We start from the raw sequence: 20,326 nt of genomic DNA, 5'->3' as shown, positions 1-20,326 counted from the left end.
GCGCAGATCTGTCACGGAGTAAAACATGGCCAATGTGTCGATCCGCAATATCCGCAAGTCCTTTGGACCGGTTGCGATCATCAAGGGCGTCAACGTCGATATCGAGGACGGCGAGTTCGTTATCCTGGTCGGCCCTTCTGGCTGCGGGAAATCGACCTTGCTGCGCATGATCGCGGGCTTGGAAGACATCACCGACGGCGAGATCCGCATCGGGCCACGGGTCGTGAACGATGTGCCGCCGAAGGATCGCGACATCGCGATGGTGTTCCAGTCCTATGCCCTTTATCCGCACATGACGGTGGCGGAGAACATGGCCTTCTCCCTCAAGCTGAAGGGCGCCTCCCAGGCTGAGCAGAAAAAGCGGATCCAAGACGCGGCTTCATCGCTGGGGCTTCTGCCGCTCCTCGACCGCTACCCGCGCCAGCTGTCGGGCGGGCAGCGCCAACGCGTGGCCATGGGCCGGGCCATCGTGCGCGACCCGCAGGTGTTTCTCTTCGACGAGCCCCTGTCCAACCTCGACGCCAAGCTGCGCGTGCAGATGCGCACCGAGATCAAGGAATTGCACCAGCGCCTGAAGACCACGACCGTGTACGTGACGCACGATCAGATCGAGGCCATGACCATGGCCGACAAGATCGTGGTGATGCATGACGGCATCGTCGAGCAGATCGGTGCGCCCCTCGACCTTTACGATCGTCCGGCCAACCTGTTCGTGGCCGGGTTCATCGGTTCGCCCGCCATGAACTTCCTCGACGGCACCCTGGAGGAGGGCGGCCTTCGCCTGCCGAGCGGGGCCCTCCTGCCGCTCGATCGCCGGCCACCCCTGCAGGCAGGGGCCAAGGCCACCTATGGCGTCCGCCCGGAGCATCTGGAAATCGTCGCGGCCGGGACGGCCGGGACCATTCCGGCGACGGTTGCGGTGGTCGAGCCGACCGGTTCCGACACGACAGTGATCGTGAAGGCGGAGGGCGGCAACCTGACCGTCGTGGTTCGCGACCGGGTGAGCCTGAAACCTTCGGACCCTGTGGGGCTGAAGCCGATGGCCCGGCAGACGCACCTGTTCGACGAGCACGGGCAGCGCGTCGCCGACGCCTGAGGCCGGCGGAAACGCCTTCCCACCGGAGCGGGCATTATAACGCAAACGTGCTTTCACGTTTGCCTCGCTCGGGTGTACCCAGAGCATGTGGGTTCCAAACGAGGTGCCGCCGTGCTCATCCGCCGCCCTTCCGATATCCTCCCCTCCGAGATCACGCCTCGGAGCGTCTACCTGAACCGCCGTCAACTTATGGGCGGCGCAGCCGGTCTCGCTTTCGCGGCGGGTTTCCCAGGCTCGTCCGGGGCCGCCTCCCTCACGACGGTCAAGAGCCCGTTTTCGACCGACGAGAAGCTGACCGGCCGCGAGGATGTGACCAGCTACAACAACTATTACGAATTCGGCGTCGCCAAGGAGGCCCCGGCGACCTACGCCAAGAGCCTCAAGACAACGCCCTGGACGGTGAAGGTCGATGGCCTGGTGGGGAAGCCCGCAGAGTTTTCCGTCGATGACCTCATCAAGACCAGCACCCTGGAGGAGCGGATCTACCGCCTGCGCTGCGTCGAGGGGTGGTCCATGGTCATCCCGTGGGACGGTTTTGCCCTGGCCGACCTGATCAAGCGGGTCGAGCCGCTCGGGAGCGCCAAGTACGTCGCGTTCGAGACCGCCAATCGTCCCGAGGAGATGCCAGGGCTTCAATCCATGTTCCCGGTTCTCGACTGGCCTTATGTGGAAGGTCTGCGGCTCGACGAGGCGATGAATCCTCTCGCGATCCTGGCGGTCGGCCTTTATGGCGACCCCTTGCCGAACCAGAACGGCGCACCGATCCGGCTCGTGGTGCCGTGGAAATACGGCTTCAAGAGCATCAAATCGATCACGCGGATCAGCTTCGTGGAAAAGCAGCCCGAGACCTCGTGGAACCGGCAGGCTTCCGACGAGTACGGCTTCTACGCGAACGTCAATCCGAGCGTCGATCATCCGCGCTGGAGCCAAAAGACCGAGCGCCGCATCGGTGAAGGCGGATTGTTCGTCAAAAGACGGCCGACATTGCCCTTCAACGGCTACGCCGAGCAGGTGGCCCAGCTTTATTCCGGCATGGATTTGCGAAAGTTCTACTGATGGACGCCCGCAGCCCACGCCGGGAAGCCAAAGCGCGCTTCAAGCTTCCTCCCGTGCCGAAGATCGCGGTTTATCTCGTCGGTTTCATTCCGGCGGTGTGGCTGTTCTATCAGGGCATCAACGACAATCTCGGCGCGGATCCCATGCGCTATCTGGAGCAGGCGCTCGGGCTGTGGGCGCTTCGTTTCCTGGTCGTGACGCTCTCCATCACGCCCTTGCGTCAGATCTTCGACATCAATCTGCTGCGCTATCGCCGGGCGACCGGTCTCCTTTGCTTCTATTATGCCGTCCTGCATCTCGTCACGTATCTGGTGCTGGACCAGGGCCTCGATCTGGAAGCGATCGGGGCGGATCTGGTGAAGAGGCCCTACATCACGATCGGCATGGCCACCTTCGTGATCCTCGTGCCGCTGGCGCTGACATCGAACAACGCGGCGATCCGCCGGCTCGGCGGGCAGGCATGGGCGAGGCTCCATCGGCTCGTCTATGTGGCGGCCATCGGGGCTGTGCTGCATTTCCTGCTGGTCGTGAAATCCTGGCCGCCGGAGCCGCTGGTTTATACGGCCATTGTGCTCGCGCTGCTCGGATACAGGCTCGGACGTTCCGTCTACCGAAAAGTGTCGCGCGAGCCCCGTTCCCGGCGCCGGGCAGCTTGAAGACGAAGGCTGCTCCGTTAGGATGCGCAACGGGATTCCAGCCGAGGACGGCAGCTTATGGGACGGATTTTCGATATCGGGCGGCGCTTCCTGCGAACGCTCCTCGTCGGTGCGGCGATTGCGGCGGGAGCCGTGCTGCCGGCGATGGCGCAGAACCGGGATCTGGTCGTTTTCGCCGCCGCGAGCCTGAAGAATGCTCTCGATGACGCGGCTCAGGCTTGGCGGCGGGAAACAGGCAGGACAATCGCCATATCCTATGCAGGCAGCAATGTGCTCGCCAAGCAGATCGAAGCGGGAGCGCCGGCCGATCTGTTTTTCTCCGCCGATCTCGACTGGATGAACGATCTGGCGGCGAAAGGACTGATCGATGCGGATTCCCGCGTCAATCTCCTCGGCAATTCGATCGTGCTCGTCGCGGCCGGGGACGATCCCCGCGAATTCGCCGTTCAGCCCGGTTTCGACTTGGCCGGAGCCTTGAAGGACGGCCGTCTCGCTATGGGCAACGTTGATGCCGTTCCAGCAGGGAAGTACGGGAAGGGCGCCCTGGAAAAGCTCGGGGCCTGGGACAGGGTCAAGGATCGCGTGGTGCAGGCCGAGAGTGTGCGCGCCGCGCTGCTTCTCGTATCCCGCGGCGAGGCGCCGCTCGGGATCGTGTATCGAACGGACGCCGCCTCGGATCCGGGCGTCCGGATCGCCGGGACCTTCCCTGACGGGAGCCACCCGCCCATCGTTTATCCTCTTGCGAGGGTCAGGGCGTCGGTGAACCCGGACGCGAAGGCGTTTCTCGATTTTCTGCGGTCGCCGAAAGTCAGGCCGCTTTTTGAAAAGCAAGGATTCACGATCCTCGACAAGTCGGTTTCCGGTTCTTGAGCGAGTGGCTTTCTCCTGCCGAGTGGGCAGCGGTGACCTTGAGCCTGAAGGTCGCCATAGCGGCGATGGTCGGGAGCCTCGTGCCCGGAATCGCCGTCGCGATGCTCCTGGCGCGCGGACGCTTCTTCGGCCGTCAGTTCCTCGATGCTGTCGTGCATCTCCCGCTCATCCTTCCGCCTGTCGTGGTCGGTTACCTGCTTCTGCTGACCTTCGGTCGCCGCGCACCCGTGGGTGCGTTCCTGGCGGAGCACTTCGGTATCGTGTTCGCGTTTCGCTGGACCGGCGCGGCATTGGCCTGCGCGGTCATGGGCTTTCCGCTGCTCGTTCGCGCCGTCCGCCTTTCCGTCGAGGCGGTGGACAGGCGGCTCGAACAGGCCGGGGAGACGCTCGGTGCCGGTCCGGTTTGGGTCTTCTTCCTGGTGACGCTGCCCTTGATCCTTCCGGGGATCCTGGCCGGGATGGTCTTGTCCTTCGCCAGGGCGATGGGTGAATTTGGTGCGACCATCACGTTCGTGTCGAACATTCCAGGCGAAACGCAAACCCTGCCCACCGCCATCTATACCTTCACGCAGGTTCCCGGAGGGGAGGGCGGGGCGCTCCGCCTGACGCTCGTCTCCATCGTCCTCTCCCTCATGGCCCTCTGGGGGTCCGAGTTGTTTGCGCGCCGGCTCCAACGGAGGCTTGCAGCCTGATGAGCCTGGATGTGGACATCAAGCATCGGCAGGGTGCCTTCACGCTTCAGGCGCGATTTCACTCGCAGGGGCGTTTGACCGCCCTGTTCGGCCGTTCGGGAGCGGGGAAAACCACCCTCGTCAACGCGATCGGCGGTCTGATCCGCCCGTCGGAGGGCCGGATCGCCGTCAACGGCCGTCCCCTGCTCGATACGTCACGTGGAATCGATGTGCCGGTGCACCGGCGGCGGATCGGTTACGTCTTCCAGGAGGGGCGGCTGTTTCCCCATCTGACCGTTCGGCAGAACCTGCTTTTCGGAAGGTGGTTCACGCCCCGGAAGGAAAGGAGCGCCGATTTCGGGACTATGGTGGCGCTTCTCGGAATTGAGCACCTCCTCGACCGCAGGCCGCCGACGCTCTCCGGCGGCGAGAAGCAGAGGGTGGCGATCGGCCGAGCGCTTTTGGCCGACCCGCAGCTTCTTCTCATGGACGAGCCCCTGGCGTCGCTGGACGATGACAGAAAGGCCGAGATCTATCCCTATATCGAGCGCCTTCGGGACGAGGGGCAGGTGCCGATCGTGCTCGTCAGTCATTCGGTGCCGGAGATTGCACGGCTTGCGACATCCGTGGTGGTTCTCTCCGAGGGCCGCGTCGCCGCGATCGGCGCCGCCGCCGAGGTTCTGCGGCATACGGATCTCTTCGCCTCCCATGGGCCAATGGAAGCCGGCACCCTCGTCGAGACACGGGTGCTGCGTCACGAGGACGAGTTTGCCCTGACGGTCCTCGAAACCAGGGCCGGGCCGTTGACGGTCCCGCGCATCGGGCTTCCCGTGGGAGCGTCCTTGAGGGTCCGCATTCGCGCCCGCGACGTGATCCTGTCCCTGGAGCGCCCGCTATCCATGAGTGCCTTGAACGTCCTGCCGGGCTCGGTCGTATCCCTCGACGCCTCCGGCGGGCCGGGGGCCGACGTCATGCTCGATTGCGGGGGCGAGAGCCTCGTGGCGCGCATCACCCGCAAGTCCGCCGAGGACCTGCGCCTCGCCCCTGGGGTTAGGGTTCACGCGATCGTCAAAAGCGTCGCGATGGATTCTGACGTGGTGTCGCAGGCGCCGCGGGTGGACGGCGCCGCATGAGGGTTGCGCCCGGTGCCAGGGGGTGTAGCTTGCCCCCAACATCATTCTTTCCAAAAGGCAGGATCATGAACGAGCAATTCCGGAACCCGTCCGAAGCCGCTTCGCACGCGGAGCGTCTCGACCGTCTGGCCGAGGTGGCGGTGCGGGTGGGGCTCGGCCTCAAGCCGGGCCAGGAAGTCGTCATGACGGCGCCTCTCGAGGCTGTCGCTCTTGCCCGGCGCATCACGGAACACGCCTATAAGGCGGGTGCATCCCTGGTGACGACGCTGTTCTCCGACGAGCAGGCCGCTCTCATGCGGTTCCGTTACGGCCACGAGGATACGTTCGACACGGCGTCGGCCTGGCTTTACGAGGGCATGGCAACGGCGTTCAAGAACGGAGCCGCGCGTCTCGCAATCGTCGGCGAGGACCCGTCGCTTCTGGCTCAGCAGGATCCGGAGAAGGTGTCCCGCGCCAACCGGGCCCGCTCGAAGGCCTATATGCCGGCCCTCAACCTGATCGCCGGCTTCGATACGAACTGGACCATCGTCTCCGCCGCCACGCCCGCTTGGGCCAAGGCGGTCTTCCCGAACGATCCCGAAGACGTCGCCGTGGCCAAGCTGTGGAACGCGATCTTTGCCGCATCGCGCGTCGATACGCCCGATCCCATCGGCGCATGGCAGGAGCACAACGCCAGCCTCCAGGCCCGGACCCGCATGCTGAACGCGAAGAGCTACGCGGCCTTGCATTTCCGGGGGCCGGGCACGGACCTTCGCGTGGGCCTCGCGGACGGCCACGAGTGGAACGGGGGCTCCACGAAGGCCAAGAACGGCGTGGTCTGCAACGCCAACATTCCCACCGAGGAGGTGTTCACGACACCGCATAAGGATCGCGTGGACGGCACCGTGACGAGCACCAAGCCGCTCTCCTACCAGGGCACGCTGATCCAGGACATTCAGGTGCGGTTCGAGGGCGGAAAGATCGTCGAGAGCAAGGCCCGCACCGGGGAGGCCGTTCTCGGCAAGGTCTTGGAGACGGATGAGGGCGCCCGCCGGCTCGGAGAGGTCGCGCTGGTGCCAAACTCCTCTCCGATCTCCCGAAGCGGGCTACTTTTCCTGAACACGCTCTTCGACGAGAACGCATCGAGCCACATTGCCTTGGGCCAGGCTTACAGCAAGTGCATCAAGGACGGCGGATCGATGAGCGAGGACGAGCTGGCGGCCCGTGGCGCCAACCGCAGCCTGATTCACATCGACTGGATGATCGGCTCAGGCCAGGTCGATGTCGATGGGATCACGGCCGATGGACGAGCCGAGCCGCTCATGCGCGGCGGCGAATGGGTAACGGAGTAGCGGTCGCCGGAGAAGCCTGGTGTCGCATCAGGCTCCTTTCCTCGGAATATTGCCGGCTCACGGTCGGGGCAGGCTTGACGATGGTCGGCAGCGACTGCGATGTGGAAAGGTATTAAAGAGGTACAGCGGCCTTTCCTTAGCGCCAGCGACTTTTCGATGAGCAGGATCCATGTCGGATAATTCACCCTCTTCCCAACGGCAGGACGGCCCGCTTCTTTCGGTTCGTTCTCTTTCGGTCGAGTTTGGCGCCGGTCCGACCCCTTTCCAGGCCGTGAAGAACGTGAGCTTCGACGTTCAACCGGGACGAACGCTCGCTATCGTAGGGGAATCCGGCTCCGGCAAGTCGGTCACATCCCTCGCGATCATGCGCCTGACGGATTATACCGGCGGGCGGATTTCCAGCGGCGAAGTGCTGTTTCGCCCGTCCGACGGACCGGCGCTCGACCTTGTCGGCGCCTCCGATGCGAGGCTTCGGGAGATTCGCGGCAACGAGATCGCGATGATCTTCCAGGAGCCGATGACATCGCTGAATCCGGTTTTCACCATCGGCAACCAGATCGGCGAGGCGTTGACCCTGCACGAAGGGCTGAATGTTCGCGACGCGCGCCTGAGAGCCAAAGAGCTTCTGCAGAAGGTTCGTCTCCCGGACGCGGACACATTGCTCGATCGCTATCCGCACCAGCTGTCGGGCGGTATGCGTCAGCGCGTGATGATCGCGATGGCGCTCGCCTGCGGACCGAAGCTGCTGATCGCCGACGAGCCGACCACGGCTCTCGACGTCACGATTCAGGCTCAGATCCTCAACATCATCCGGGATCTCCAGGCCGAGATGGGCACGGCCGTCATCTTCATTACCCACGACATGGGCGTCGTCGCCGAGATGGCCGACGATGTGGTGGTGATGTGGAAGGGTGAGAAGGTGGAGCAGGCTCCCGTGCGGGAGATTTTTGCCTCGCCGCAGCATCCTTATACGAAGGCGCTCCTGTCCGCCGTTCCCCGGCTCGGAAGCCTGACGGGACAGCCTTTGCCGAAGCGCACGCCCGTCATGATCATGGACGGAGGCGTGCCGAAGCAGACAGGCGCGACCCATGTCCAGGACACGGCGGATTACACGAAGCCCATTCTTCAGGTCGAAAAGCTGACCACCCGGTTCGACGTGGGCAAGACGTTCTTCGGTCGCGTCACGCACCGGGTGCATGCCGTGGAAGAGGTCAGCTTCGACATTTTCCCGGGCGAGACCTTGGCGCTCGTGGGTGAATCCGGCAGCGGCAAATCCACCATCGGCCGGACGCTTCAGCAGCTGGTGGAGCCGACCGGCGGGACCGTGCGTTTCGACGGCCGCGACATGAACGCCATGTCACCCTCCGAGCGGCGGGGCTTGCGCCAGCAGATCCAGTATATCTTCCAGGATCCGTTCGCGTCCCTGGACCCGCGGCACACTGTGGGCTTCAGCATCGCCGAGCCCATCGTCGTCCACGGCCTTCTCAAAGATCGCAAGGCCATTGATCGGCGGGTGCATGAATTGCTGGAGCAGGTCGGATTGCAGCCGCAGCATGCGAAACGCTATCCGCACGAGTTTTCCGGCGGTCAGCGCCAACGCATCTGCATCGCGCGGGCCCTGGCGAGCGATCCGAAACTCGTGATCGCGGATGAGTCCGTGTCCGCCCTCGACGTGTCGATCCAGGCGCAGATCGTGAACCTTCTCATGGAGCTGCAGGAGCGGCGGCGGCTGTCCTATCTTTTCATCACCCACGACATGGCGGTGGTGGAGAAGATCAGTCACCGGGTGGCCGTACTCTACCTCGGACAGATCGTCGAAATCGGCACCCGGCAGGCGGTGTTCGAGAACCCTCAGCATTCCTATACGCGCAAGCTTCTTTCGGCCGTTCCGATTGCGGATCCGGAGCGCGAGAGAGCCAAGACACGCATCGAAGGCGAAATTCCGAGCCCCGTCCGGCCCGTCGGCCAGGAGCCCGCGATTCATCGGATGCGCGAGGTGGGACCGGGCCATTGGGTCGCGGTCGAAGCGGATCAGCTCCGCGGAGCCGCATGACAAGAACTTCCAGAGGAGAGAGCAGAATGAAGATGTCGACCACCCTCAAGGCGCTGAGCTTTGCGGCCGCAGCCGCGCTTGCGCCTCTCGCTGCGCCGCAGGCGCAGGCGGCGGGAACGGTGACCGTTGCCGTCGCCATCGATCCGGGCAGCTGGGACCCGATCGATACGTTTCTTGTCGACTGGTCGTCGGTCGGCAACAACATTTTCGACGGCCTGACGGCACGCGGGCCGGATATGAAACTCAAACCTGGTCTTGCGACCAGCTGGGAGTTTCTCGACAACAACAGCCGTATCCGGTTCAAGCTGCGGGAGAACGTGAAGTTTCACAACGGTGAGCCGTTCAACGCGGACGCCGTGAAATTCACCTTCGATCGTCTGCTCGGCGACGAAGGCAAGAAGGGTCCGCAGCAATCCAACTATAATTCCATCGATCATGTGGAAGTGGTTGACCCGAATACCGTCGATTTCGTCATGAAGCAGGCGGATCCAGTGCTGCTCACCAAGCTTGCGGGTTATGGGGCGATGATCGTCCCGCCCAAGTACCTCCAGGAAAAGGGTGACGAGTACTTCAACACCCATCCGGTGGGAACCGGCCCCTACAAATTCGTAAGCTACGAGCCGAAGGTCAGCATCAATCTGGAGGCTTTTCCGGAGCATTGGGCCGGCACGCCGAAACTCGACAAGGTCGTTTTCCGCATGATCGCGGAAGCCAACACCCAGATTGCGGAACTGCAGGCCGGCCGCATCGACATCGCGACCCAGATCCCCTTCGGCCTCGCGCCGACGGTCGAGAAGGACCCGAAGCTCAGCCTCATCAGCATCACCGGCCCGACGGTCGTGGCGCTGCGCCTGAACACGAAGAACGGCATCACCAAGGACGTGAACGTTCGCAAGGCGCTGATCATGGGCATCGACCGGGAGGCGATCATCAAGGCGGTGCTGCTCGGTCACGGCAAGCCGATCGCGAGCTTCCAGGCGGATCTGTCCTTCGGATATGATCCGAACCTCAAGCCGCTGCCCTTCGATCTCGCGAAAGCCAAGCAGATGCTGCAGCAGGCGGGCGTGCAGCCCGGCGCTCCGGTGAAGATCGATTTCCGCGGCAACGAAGCGACTTTCCGTGAAGTCGCTCAGGCGGCAGCGGGATTCCTCCAGGCCCTCGGCCTGAAGCCGTCGCTTCAGCCCTATGAGCCGCCGGTCCTGCTCAACGACATCATCCCGAACGGCAAGACCGGCGAAGCCTGGCACAATGCCTGGGGCGGCTGGACCTTCGACTACGACAATACCGCCTATCTGATGTATCACTCGGGCGAGAAGTGGAACCCCTACGACAAGGATCCGAAGCTCGACGCCCTGCTCGAAAAGCAGCGCAGCATCTATGACGTCAAGGAGCGCGAGAAGCTCCTCCAGGAAGTTGCCCGCTACGTCGCCGATCAGGCTCTGGAAATCCCCCTGTACAACCAGAACACGATCTTCGGGGTGAACAAGCGCCTGAAGAATTTCGAACCCCCGTCCGACCGCCGCTTCCGTTTCACGGATGTCACGGTCGAGTAACGGGCTCCCCGGGCGACGCGTCCGGGCGATACCTTAAGAACGGCGGTCCCGCTCGAGCGGGACCGCCTCGGTTCAAGTCGGAAAGCGAGATTGCCTCATGGCGGGCTTCATCTTCAAGCGGTTGCTGCAGGCCATCTTCGTCATCCTGGCCGTGACGCTGATCGTGTCCTTCGCGATCCGGCTGTCGGGCGATCCGGCGGTGATGCTGGCAGGCGGCAGCAACATCACCGAAAAGGACCTTCAGAACATTCGTCAGGCGCTCGGTCTGGAGCGGCCTTTCATCGTGCAGTACCTGACCTTCCTGAAGGGCCTGCTGGTCGGCGATTTCGGCCGCAGCTTCATGGGCGGGACATCGGTTTCGCTCCTGATCTCCAAGGCGTTGCCGGCAACGCTCCTTCTGGCATTCACGTCTCTTCTCATCTCGATCCTGCTGTCGGTGCCGCTCGGTGTCTACGCGGCGGTCAACCGGGGCCGCTGGCCCGATCAGCTGATCCGGATCGTGTCGCTCGTCGGCTTGTCGTTCCCGAATTTCTGGCTGGCGATCATGATGGTGCTGTTCTTCTCCATCACGCTGGGGTTGCTCCCGCCGAGCGGAATGGAAGGGCCGGAAAGCTTCATCATGCCCGCCTTGACCATGGCGATCATCCTGACCGCCACCAATGTGCGGCTGGTGCGGACCTCCATGCTCGAGACGCTGTCGCAGCAATACATCATGGTGGCCCGCTCCAAGGGGCTGAGGGACCGGGTGGTGCTCTACAAGCATGCGCTGCGCAATTCGGCGATCCCGCTCGTCACTTATATCGGCCTGCAGTTCGGCGGCCTTGTCGGCGGCATCGTGATCGTGGAGCGCGTCTTCAACTGGCCCGGAATGGGAACGCTCGCTTTCGATGCGATCTCAGGTCGCGATTATCCGGTTCTTCAGGGCACGATCACCGTGCTCGCCCTGTTCATCGTCCTCATCAATCTCATGGTCGATATCGCCTACGGGTTGATCGATCCCCGCATCCGGACGGAGTGACGTTCATGGCTTTGGCTCAGGCCGCCCCTGCCTCGCGCCGGTGGTTTCGATCCTTCGAGCTCGTCCTTGGCGTCGTGCTCGCAGGCGGAATGACTCTCGCGGTGCTGTTCTCGGGCCTTCTGTTTCCCGATGGGGGCGAGAGCATGGACCTGATGGCCCGTCTCCTGCCCCCGTTCCAGAACCCGGCCCATATCCTCGGAACGGATCCGTTGGGACGCGACGTGCTCGCCCGGGTCGTCGTGGGCGGTCGCATTTCGCTGACGGTCGGCGTTCTTTCGGTCTTGGGAGCCGTCGTGCTCGGCACGCTCGTGGGCCTTGTCGCGGGCTATTACCGGGGCGTTGCGGAAATCGTGCTCATGCGCTTTGCCGACATTCAGCTGGCGCTGCCGTTCATCCTGATCGCCATCATGTTCCTGGCGATCCTCGGAACGGGTGTCGACAAGGTGATCTTCTTCATGATCATCGCGCAGTGGGTGCAATATGCGCGGCTCGTGCGCGGATCGGTGCTGGCGTTGCGGGACCGCGAATTCATCCTGTCCGCCCGCGCCATCGGGGTCGGCAACGGGCGCATCATCTTCCAGCACATCCTGCCGAACGTGCTCGGGCCGATCGTCATTCTCATGACGCTGAACGTGGCCAACAACATTCTGCTCGAAAGCAGTCTCACGTTTCTGGGACTTGGCGTCGATCCGCTGATCCCGAGCTGGGGCGGCATGCTGGCGGATGGACGCACCTATCTGCAATCCGCCTGGTGGGTCAGCGTGTTTCCGGGTCTGGCGATCATGTTCACCGTGCTTGGCCTCAACCTTCTCGGCGATTGGCTTCGCGACTATCTCGACCCCACAGGACAGACTTCCCGATGACCATTCTGCTCGACCAACGGGTGCCGCGCACCCTCGATGCTCTCGTGGCCGCCTGGTCCGTGCCGGAGAGGCGAGGAGCCCGTCTCGACGCCTGGGTCTTCGAGGATGAACCGGCCCGGCGCGGAGCCGAGGCGATCCTGACCGAGGCCGGTGTCGCGGCGCGCCTGCGCAGCGCCTACAAGCCGCTCGTTCATGCCTTCCTGGAGGAGATCGAGACCGACGGCCTCGCGCGGGTGGAGATCACGTATCCGGTTCATCCGCAGGCGAGCGAGATCCGTTTCCTGTCCGAGGCCTACCCGCTCGCGGCCATGCTTGACGGCGTGGAAACGGTCTTCGTTCCGGGCAACGACGCGCTGATCTACCATGTGATTGCCGACTACGCCGACGGGCGACGCGCGGAGCACGAGGTCTTCGCGCCGAACCGGCTTCGTTCCAACCATCTGGGAGAAGTTGATCTATGTCCCACCGGCTGGATCCGGGCTGCGGGTAGCCGGGATCAGGACGAGGCTCTGGAAACCGATATCGAAATCGTCTTCCGGGAGGTCATGCAGGCCGTTGCATCGCATGCATGGCCAGCCGAAGAGCCTTATGCGGAGACGCTTGCCATCGACGTGACCATCGCCGGGATCGAGCGTCCTCTTGCCTACGGCGACGAGGTGATGAGCACCCGCGAAGCGCTCCATGAGGATTTCTATTTCTCTCTCCTCGAGTTCTTCAAGCACAGATCCGGCCGGCCTCCGGCGGATCGCAGCCTTCAGCCGGGACAGATCGTGCCGGATATCCGGGCCGGGGAGGGCGATCCCCATGTGCACGTGGCGCTTCGTCCGTTCGGACGCCCCCAAGACCCCGCGAAAGCCGAGCAGGTGCTCGAAACCGCCGATGCCGCGCCGGGTCTCGACCAGATCCATCGCGAACTCGCGGGCCTTCCGGGCGAGACCTTCGAAGCGGTGTCGCGGGAAGGACGGCCGGTGCGCGGGATCTACAGGGCCGGAACGCGGCCTGCCGTGCTGGTCTCGGCGGGGCAGCACGCGAACGAGACTTCCGCGCCTGTCGGTGCCTTGCGGGCGGTCCGGCGTCTTCTTGCCGATCCGGATGCCAACGTCGCCCTGATCGCGGTCGAGAATCCCGACGGCTATGCGCTTCACGGCCGCCTTTGCGAGTCCAATCCGCGCCATATGCACCATGCGGCACGCTACACCTCGCTCGGCAGCGACGTGGAGTTCGACCGCGGCAACCCGACCTATGAAATCGGGGCGCGGAACCAGGCGCTGGAGTTGTCTGGCGCACAGCTTCACGTCAATCTTCACGGCTACCCGGCCCATGAATGGACACGGCCCTTCACCGGATATCTCCCGCGCGGTTTCGAACTCTGGGCGATACCGAAGGGCTTCTTCCTGATCATGCGCCATCATCCGTCCTGGGCTGCGACCGCCCGCACGCTCGTGGAGGCCGTCACGAATGGCCTGGCGGCCGTTCCCGGACTGGTGGAGTTCAACCGGCGCCAGATCGAGATCTGCGCGATCCATTCAGGCGGCAAGCCTTATGAGATCATCAACGGCATTCCTTGCCTGATAACCGCGGAAGAGCGGCATCCGACGCCTCTCACCCTCATCACGGAATTCCCCGACGAGACCATCTACGGGGACGCCTATCGCTTCGCTCACACCGTTCAGATGACGACCGTCCTGGCGGCGGAAGCAGCCTTCGCGGCCCTGATGGCGCAAACCGTCTGAATTTTCCCACACTCATCGATCGGACCCGGAGACCTCATGACCCAAGTCGCCATCGTCACCGCCGCCAGCAAAGGCATGGGCGCCGCCATCGCGAAGGAATTGCACCGGCGTGGCTACCGCCTGGCTCTTCTGGCTCGCTCGGAGGGCCTGCAGGATGTCGCCCGTGAAACCGATGCCCTTGCCGTCCAGGGATCGGTCACCGAGCCCGCCGACCTGGAGCGTCTCGTCAAATCCGCTCTCGATACGTTCGGGCGCATCGATGCGGTGGTGAACCATACGGGTCATCCGCCCAAAGGCGACCTCCTGGCGATCCCGGACGCCGACTGGCACACGGGGCTCGATGTGGTGATGATGAACACGGTCCGGACGGCGCGGCTCGTGACCCCGCTCATGGAAAAGGCGGGCCGCGGTGCCTTCGTGAACGTTTCAAGTTTCGCGGCCTATGAGCCGGATGCCGATTTCCCTGTCTCGGCCGCACTGCGCACGGCGCTTGCGGCTTTCACGAAACTCTACGCCGAGCGTTATGCGAAGGCGGGCATACGCATGAACAATGTCCTGCCGGGCTTCATAGACAGTCTGCCGGAAAAGGCCGAGCGCACGTCGCGCATTCCAATGGGGCGTTACGGCACGGTGGACGAGATCGCCAAGACCGTGGCGTTTCTTCTGTCGGACGATGCGGGCTACATCACGGGCCAGAACATCCTGGTGGATGGTGGTTTGGTCCGCGGCATTTAGGCTGGAACAGGCTGCCGCACCTTCCGTTGGTGAGTGAAGGTTAGGCGCGTCGCGCGCCTGCCACTTCGCTTGGAGTCGGATCATGGCAGGTCTGTCCTGGAAAGAGCGCGAGAGCGACGACACCCTCGACGAAACGATCGGCCTCGTCCGCGCCAGCGGTGAACCGCTGCCGCCGTTGGAGGATGTCGAAGCCTTCGGGGCGCTGTTCGACCGTTTCGCCGACGCCAGGGTCGTCCTTCTGGGCGAGGCGACCCATGGCACGTCGGAATTCTACCGTGCCAGGGCGGCGATTACGCGCCGTCTCGTCGAACGCCATGGCTTTTGCATCGTGGCCGTGGAGGCGGACTGGCCGGACGCCGCCCGGATCGACGCCTATGTGCGGCATCGCCCGGTGCCCGACGGGGACGATGCGGCCTTCCAGCGGTTTCCGGCGTGGATGTGGCGCAACGAGGACGTGGCGGATTTCGTCAATTGGTTGCGCGACCATAACAGGGAAAAGCCCGAGGAAGCCCGCGCGGAGTTTCGCGGCCTCGATGTCTATAGTCTCAACGGGTCCATCCAGGCGGTCCTCGACTATCTCGACAAGGTGGATCCGGAAGCCGCCGGGGAGGCGAGGGGGCGTTACGGCTGCCTCAGCCCGTGGCAATCGGATCCGGCCCGCTATGGCCGCGCGGTCCTGACCGGTCAGAAGAAGCCGTGCGATCAGGCGCTCCTGAAGCAGCTTCAGGACCTGTTGGGCAAGAGGCTCGACTATTTCGAGGCGGACGGAGGCGAGATGTTCTTCGATGCCGTCCAGAATGCCAAGATCGTACGCGCGGCGGAACATTATTACCGCATCATGTACGAGGGTGCGACGGAGTCGTGGAACCTGCGCGACCGACACATGTTCGACACGCTCCAAAGCCTCCTCGATCGGCGAGAACCGGGCGCGAAGGCCGTGGTCTGGGCGCACAATTCCCATATCGGCAATGCGGCTGCGACCGCCATGGGCTGGCAGGGTGAATTCAATATCGGAGAGCTGTGCCGCACCGCCTTTCGGGATGAGGCGGTGTTGATCGGATTCGGAACGGATCGCGGGACGGTGGCCGCCGCGAGCGACTGGGACGATCCCATGGAGATCAAGGACATTCGCCCGGCCAGGTCCGACAGCCATGAGCGGGTGTTTCGGGACGCGGGTCTCGGCCGGTTTCTCACGGAGTGGCGGGGAAGCGGCCGCCTCGCCTTGCGGAAAGCCCTGTCGCGGCCACGCTTGGAGCGGGCGATCGGCGTGATCTACCGGCCCGACACGGAGCTCTACAGCCACTACTTCGAAGCGGTGCTGGCGGACCAGTTCGATGCCTTCGTCTGGTTCGACGAGACCAGGGCCGTGACCCCTCTGACCGAGGCGCACGGGGAGGGGATGCCCGAGACCTATCCGTTCGGGCTTTGAGGGAACCGCCTCGGATTTTCAAACCCGATTGCGGGTGAAGTGCTTGGGGTCGGGCCCGAGCCTAGTCGGGATCGCCGCCCGGAAGGGGGCGACCGCGCTGCGCCTTGCCCCGGCTGGCTGCCCCTGCTAACTGACCTGCAATTCCCTCATCACGACCCTATTCAGCAGGTTTTCCGTGTCCCGTCAGTTCATCTACCACATGCGTGGTCTCACCAAGACCTATTCGAGCGGCAAGAAGGTTTTGGACAATGTTCATCTGTCCTTCTACCCGGATGCGAAGATCGGTGTGCTGGGTGTCAACGGCGCCGGTAAATCGACCCTGCTCCGGATCATGGCCGGCATCGATACCGATTATAATGGCGAGGGCTGGGTCGCCGAGGGGGCGCGCGTCGGCTATCTGCCCCAGGAGCCGCAGCTCGACCCGTCGAAGACCGTCCGCGAGAACGTCATGGAGGGCGTCGCCGCCAAGAAGGCGATCCTCGACCGTTACAATGAGCTCGCCATGAACTATTCCGAAGAGACTGCGGACGAGATGACCCAGCTCCAGGACGAGATCGAGGCCAAGGGGCTCTGGGACCTCGATTCGCAGGTCGATCAGGCCATGGACGCCCTGCGCTGCCCGCCCGACGACTGGGCCGTCGACAAGCTCTCGGGCGGCGAGCGCCGCCGCGTCGCGCTCTGCAAGCTGCTTCTCGAACAGCCCGAACTCCTGCTCCTCGACGAGCCGACGAACCATCTCGACGCCGAAACGACCGCGTGGCTCGAAGGCCATCTGCGGTCCTATCCGGGCGCGATTCTGATCGTCACCCACGACCGCTACTTCCTCGACAACGTGACCGGCTGGATCCTCGAACTCGACCGCGGACGCGGCATTCCCTACGAGGGCAATTATTCGTCCTGGCTCGAGCAGAAGCAGAAGCGTCTCGAGCAGGAGGGCCGCGAGGAAGAAGCCCACAAGCGCACCATCGAGCGCGAGCGCGAATGGGTCTCGGCCTCTCCGAAGGCCCGCCAGGCCAAGTCGAAGGCCCGTATCCAGCGCTATGAGGATCTCGTCGCCAAGGCTGCCGAGAAGGGGCCGACCACGGCTCAGATCATCATTCCGATCGCCGAGCGCCTGGGCAACAACGTGATCGAGTTCGACGGTCTTAAGAAGGCCTTCGGCGACAAGCTCCTCATCGATGGCCTGTCCTTCAAGCTGCCGCCCGGCGGTATCGTGGGCGTGATCGGGCCGAACGGCGCCGGTAAGACGACGCTGTTCCGCATGATCACCGGCCAGGAGCAACCGGACGAAGGCACGATCCAGGTCGGTGAGAGCGTGAAGCTCGGCTATGTGGATCAGAGCCGTGACACGCTCGATGCGAACAAGACGCTCTATGAGGAAATCTCCGGCGGCAACGAGGTGATCTATCTCGGCAAGCGCGAGATCAATGCCCGCGCCTATTGCGGCGCGTTCAATTTCAAGGGAGCCGATCAACAGAAGAAGGTCGGCGTTCTCTCCGGCGGTGAGCGCAACCGCGTCCACCTCGCCAAGATCCTCAAGTCGGGCGCCAATGTGCTGCTCCTCGACGAGCCGACCAACGATCTCGACGTGGATACCTTGCGGGCGCTGGAAGAGGCCTTGGAGGATTACGCCGGTTGCGCCGTGATCATCAGCCACGATCGCTGGTTCCTGGATCGCATCGCGACGCACATCCTGGCGTTCGAGGGCGACAGCCACGTGGAATGGTTCGAAGGCAACTTCGCCGATTACGAGGAGGACAAGAAGCGTCGCCTCGGTGTCGACTCCACGATCCCTCACCGCATCAAGTACAAGAAGTTCACGCGGTAAGGACATGACCACCACCCTGGTCACGGGGATGGGGCGCGGAATCGGGCAGGAGCTTGTCCGCGCCCTGCTTGCGCGCGGCGATCGCGTGATCGGCACCGTGCGGGACGAAGGCAGGATCGCGCCGGACTTGCGCGTGCATCGCGATAGCGGCCGGCTCACGGTCGTCAGGCTCGATATTCTCGACGAGGCGTCGATTGTCGATGCGGCTCGCTCCGTCGACGAGCCCATCGATGCGCTGGTCAACAATGCGGGGGTGATCGGCCCTGCGCGGCAATCCACCCTCGATATGGATTTCGACGGTTTTCTGGAAACGCTCAGGATCAACACCCTCGGGCCGCTTCGGGTTGCTCAGGCCTTCCTGCCCCATCTCCGGCGTTCGGGCGCGCCGAAGATCGTGACCATCTCCAGCCGCATGGGATCGCTGGCCCATGCCAAATCGGACCGGATCGCCTATCGGGCCTCCAAAGCCGCCGTCAACAAGGTGATGCAGGCACTTGCGACGGATCTGGCCCCGCACGGCATGACGGTCGTCTGCGTCCATCCGGGCTGGGTCCGTACCGACATGGGCGGAAGGGGCGCGGACATCTCCGCGGAACAAAGCGCGGCGGGAATCATTGCGCTGATGGACCGCCTCTCCCTGGCGGATAGCGGTCAATTCTTCGATTGGCAGGGCGAACGGCTGTCATTCTGAAGGGGACTTTCATTCCCGTCGGGATGCCAGTTGGGTTCCTGGCTGAAACAGTGTAAGACCCTTGAGGCACGAACTTCCCTCATGACGTCACCGTGCCCGCAGATCCGATGAAAACCTTGCATTCCGTCGCCTCCCCCGAAGAAGCCGTTGAAAAGCTGACGCTGCTTTACGACGCCGCCATCGAAGCGCAGCGTCATGCGCTCGAACATTTCTTCGCCACCAAGATCCCGCCGACGGCCGAGGAGAGGGAGCGGTTCCGCTATCCGGAGCTGCGGGTCGTCTACAAGGCGACGTCGCTCCCGCCCGTCAAGCAGCGCGCCTATGCGAAGCTCCAGGGGCCGGGATCCTACGCGACCACCATCACCCAGCCGGCCTTCTTTCGAAATTACCTGCTCGAACAATTGAGACACCTGGTCCGCGACTATGGGGTCACTCTCGAGGTCGGCGTCAGCCGCCAGGAAATTCCGTATCCGTACGTTTTCGAGCGGGGCGACGAACTCGGTCGCGGCGCGCATTCCGCTGCGGAGCTTGCCCAGTTCTTCCCGACGCCGCTTCTCGCCAGCGTGGGTGACGAGATCGCCGACGGCATCTGGGATTTTCATGAAAACGTTCCCCGTCCGCTCTCCCTGTTCGACGCGGCGCGCACCGACTATTCCCTGCGCCGTCTCGTGCACTACACCGGCAGCGATTGGCAGTCGGTGCAGCCGTGGATTCTGCTCACCAATTATCACCGCTACGTGGACCAGTTCGTGCGCTGGGCCGTGAGCGAACTCGCCGATCCCGAAAGTCCGTTCGAAAAGCTGATCCTGCCGGGCGGCATCACGGTGGAAGGAGGGCTCTCGGAGGATGCGGTCGCGGAGCTGATCGGCTCCTCGCCCTGGCATCGGTTCCAGATGCCGTCCTACCATCTGACCCGCCGGGACGGGCATGGGGTCACCCTGGTCAATATCGGGGTCGGCCCGTCGAACGCCAAGAACATCACGGACCATCTGGCCGTCCTGCGTCCTCATTGCTGGCTCATGGTCGGCCATTGCGGCGGGCTGCGCCAATCGCAGACCATCGGCGATTACGTGCTCGCCCACGGCTATCTGCGCCGCGACCGGATTCTCGACAACGCCGTTCCGCCGGAAATCCCCATTCCGGCCCTGGCCGAAGTCCAGGTGGCGTTGCAGGAGGCGGCGGCACGGGTCACGGGGGAACGGGGCGAGGAGCTCAAGCGGCGCCTGCGCACCGGAACCGTCGTGACCTATGACGACCGGAACTGGGAGCTGCGCTGGAGCCAGGAGCGGCGACCGATCAACCTGTCCCGTGCCATCGCCGTGGACATGGAAAGCGGGACGATTGCGGCCCAGGGTTATCGGCTGCGGGTTCCCTACGGCACGCTTCTGTGCGTCTCGGACAAGCCTCTTCACGGCGAGATCAAGCTCCCAGGGGCGGCGAACGCCTTCTACCAAAGGGCGGTCGGGGAACACCTGATGATCGGTCTTGCGGCCCTCGACATCTTGCGCGATCAGCGGACATCGCTCCATTCGCGCAAGCTGCGCAGCTTCGACGAGCCGCCGTTCCGGTAATCGGCGCCTCCTTCGGCCGGCCTGTCCCTTTCCGGCCTT

17 protein-coding genes are annotated in these 20,326 nt (G+C 63.8%); all 17 read left to right on the top strand.

The window, feature by feature from the left end; translation table 11 throughout:
* Window positions 1-25: 25 nt before the first annotated feature.
* The 17 genes from LJD17_RS12625 (at window position 26) to LJD17_RS12545 (ending at window position 20,287) form a co-directional block, all read left to right on the top strand.
* Window positions 26-1,096 (top strand): ABC transporter ATP-binding protein, encoded by a 1,071-nt coding sequence (locus LJD17_RS12625; protein WP_227384540.1) that lies wholly within the window; start codon window positions 26-28, stop codon window positions 1,094-1,096.
* 111 nt (window positions 1,097-1,207) lie between these two features.
* Entirely contained in the window at window positions 1,208-2,152 is a 945-nt protein-coding gene (msrP, locus tag LJD17_RS12620; RefSeq protein ID WP_227384539.1) for a protein-methionine-sulfoxide reductase catalytic subunit MsrP, read from the top strand.
* On the top strand, window positions 2,152-2,808 hold the full coding sequence (msrQ, locus tag LJD17_RS12615) for a protein-methionine-sulfoxide reductase heme-binding subunit MsrQ (RefSeq protein WP_227384538.1): 657 nt from the start codon (window positions 2,152-2,154) through the stop codon (window positions 2,806-2,808). The genes msrP and msrQ overlap by 1 nt, the downstream gene beginning before the upstream one ends.
* A gap of 57 nt (window positions 2,809-2,865) precedes the next feature.
* Entirely contained in the window at window positions 2,866-3,678 is an 813-nt protein-coding gene (gene modA / locus LJD17_RS12610) for a molybdate ABC transporter substrate-binding protein (protein WP_227384537.1), read from the top strand.
* Entirely contained in the window at window positions 3,675-4,370 is a 696-nt protein-coding gene (gene modB, locus LJD17_RS12605) for a molybdate ABC transporter permease subunit (RefSeq protein WP_227384536.1), read from the top strand. The genes modA and modB overlap by 4 nt, the downstream gene beginning before the upstream one ends.
* Complete coding sequence (gene modC / locus LJD17_RS12600) at window positions 4,370-5,482, top strand: molybdenum ABC transporter ATP-binding protein (protein WP_227384535.1); 1,113 nt, start codon at window positions 4,370-4,372, stop codon at window positions 5,480-5,482. Before modB ends, modC begins: the two co-directional genes overlap by 1 nt.
* Before the next feature lie 65 nt (window positions 5,483-5,547).
* The gene (locus LJD17_RS12595) at window positions 5,548-6,813 is read left to right on the top strand and encodes an aminopeptidase (protein ID WP_227384534.1); all 1,266 of its coding nucleotides are present in this window, start codon (window positions 5,548-5,550) and stop codon (window positions 6,811-6,813) included.
* A 169-nt stretch (window positions 6,814-6,982) separates the two neighbouring features.
* On the top strand, window positions 6,983-8,866 hold the full coding sequence (locus LJD17_RS12590) for an ABC transporter ATP-binding protein (protein ID WP_227384533.1): 1,884 nt from the start codon (window positions 6,983-6,985) through the stop codon (window positions 8,864-8,866).
* Window positions 8,863-10,419: an ABC transporter substrate-binding protein gene (locus LJD17_RS12585; protein WP_455030418.1), complete on the top strand. Its 1,557-nt coding sequence runs from the start codon at window positions 8,863-8,865 to the stop codon at window positions 10,417-10,419. The genes LJD17_RS12590 and LJD17_RS12585 overlap by 4 nt, the downstream gene beginning before the upstream one ends.
* A 97-nt stretch (window positions 10,420-10,516) precedes the next feature.
* Window positions 10,517-11,437, top strand: coding sequence for an ABC transporter permease (locus tag LJD17_RS12580; protein WP_227384532.1), 921 nt, complete (start codon window positions 10,517-10,519; stop codon window positions 11,435-11,437).
* Between the two features lie 5 nt (window positions 11,438-11,442).
* The gene (locus tag LJD17_RS12575) at window positions 11,443-12,300 is read left to right on the top strand and encodes an ABC transporter permease (RefSeq protein ID WP_227384531.1); all 858 of its coding nucleotides are present in this window, start codon (window positions 11,443-11,445) and stop codon (window positions 12,298-12,300) included.
* Window positions 12,297-14,033, top strand: a complete 1,737-nt coding sequence (locus LJD17_RS12570) for a M14 family metallopeptidase (RefSeq protein WP_227384530.1) — start codon at window positions 12,297-12,299, stop codon at window positions 14,031-14,033. The genes LJD17_RS12575 and LJD17_RS12570 overlap by 4 nt, the downstream gene beginning before the upstream one ends.
* Before the next feature lie 36 nt (window positions 14,034-14,069).
* On the top strand, window positions 14,070-14,768 hold the full coding sequence (locus tag LJD17_RS12565) for an SDR family oxidoreductase (protein ID WP_227384529.1): 699 nt from the start codon (window positions 14,070-14,072) through the stop codon (window positions 14,766-14,768).
* A gap of 82 nt (window positions 14,769-14,850) precedes the next feature.
* Complete coding sequence (locus LJD17_RS12560) at window positions 14,851-16,197, top strand: erythromycin esterase family protein (protein ID WP_227384528.1); 1,347 nt, start codon at window positions 14,851-14,853, stop codon at window positions 16,195-16,197.
* Window positions 16,198-16,372: 175 nt separating this feature from the next.
* Window positions 16,373-18,025 (top strand): energy-dependent translational throttle protein EttA, encoded by a 1,653-nt coding sequence (gene ettA, locus LJD17_RS12555; protein WP_227384527.1) that lies wholly within the window; start codon window positions 16,373-16,375, stop codon window positions 18,023-18,025.
* Window positions 18,026-18,029: 4 nt separating this feature from the next.
* Window positions 18,030-18,716 carry an SDR family oxidoreductase gene (locus LJD17_RS12550; RefSeq protein ID WP_227384526.1) on the top strand — a complete coding sequence of 229 codons (687 nt, stop codon included), beginning with the start codon at window positions 18,030-18,032 and terminating at the stop codon, window positions 18,714-18,716.
* Window positions 18,717-18,808: 92 nt separating this feature from the next.
* Window positions 18,809-20,287 (top strand): AMP nucleosidase, encoded by a 1,479-nt coding sequence (locus LJD17_RS12545; RefSeq protein WP_406600800.1) that lies wholly within the window; start codon window positions 18,809-18,811, stop codon window positions 20,285-20,287.
* Window positions 20,288-20,326 lie beyond the last annotated feature (39 nt).

The sequence above is a fragment of the Microvirga rosea genome, assembly GCF_020595095.1.
In the GTDB taxonomy this organism is placed as follows: domain Bacteria; phylum Pseudomonadota; class Alphaproteobacteria; order Rhizobiales; family Beijerinckiaceae; genus Microvirga; species Microvirga rosea.
Note: the sequence above shows the minus strand (reverse complement) of the source record. Positions and strands in the feature narration are given on the sequence as shown.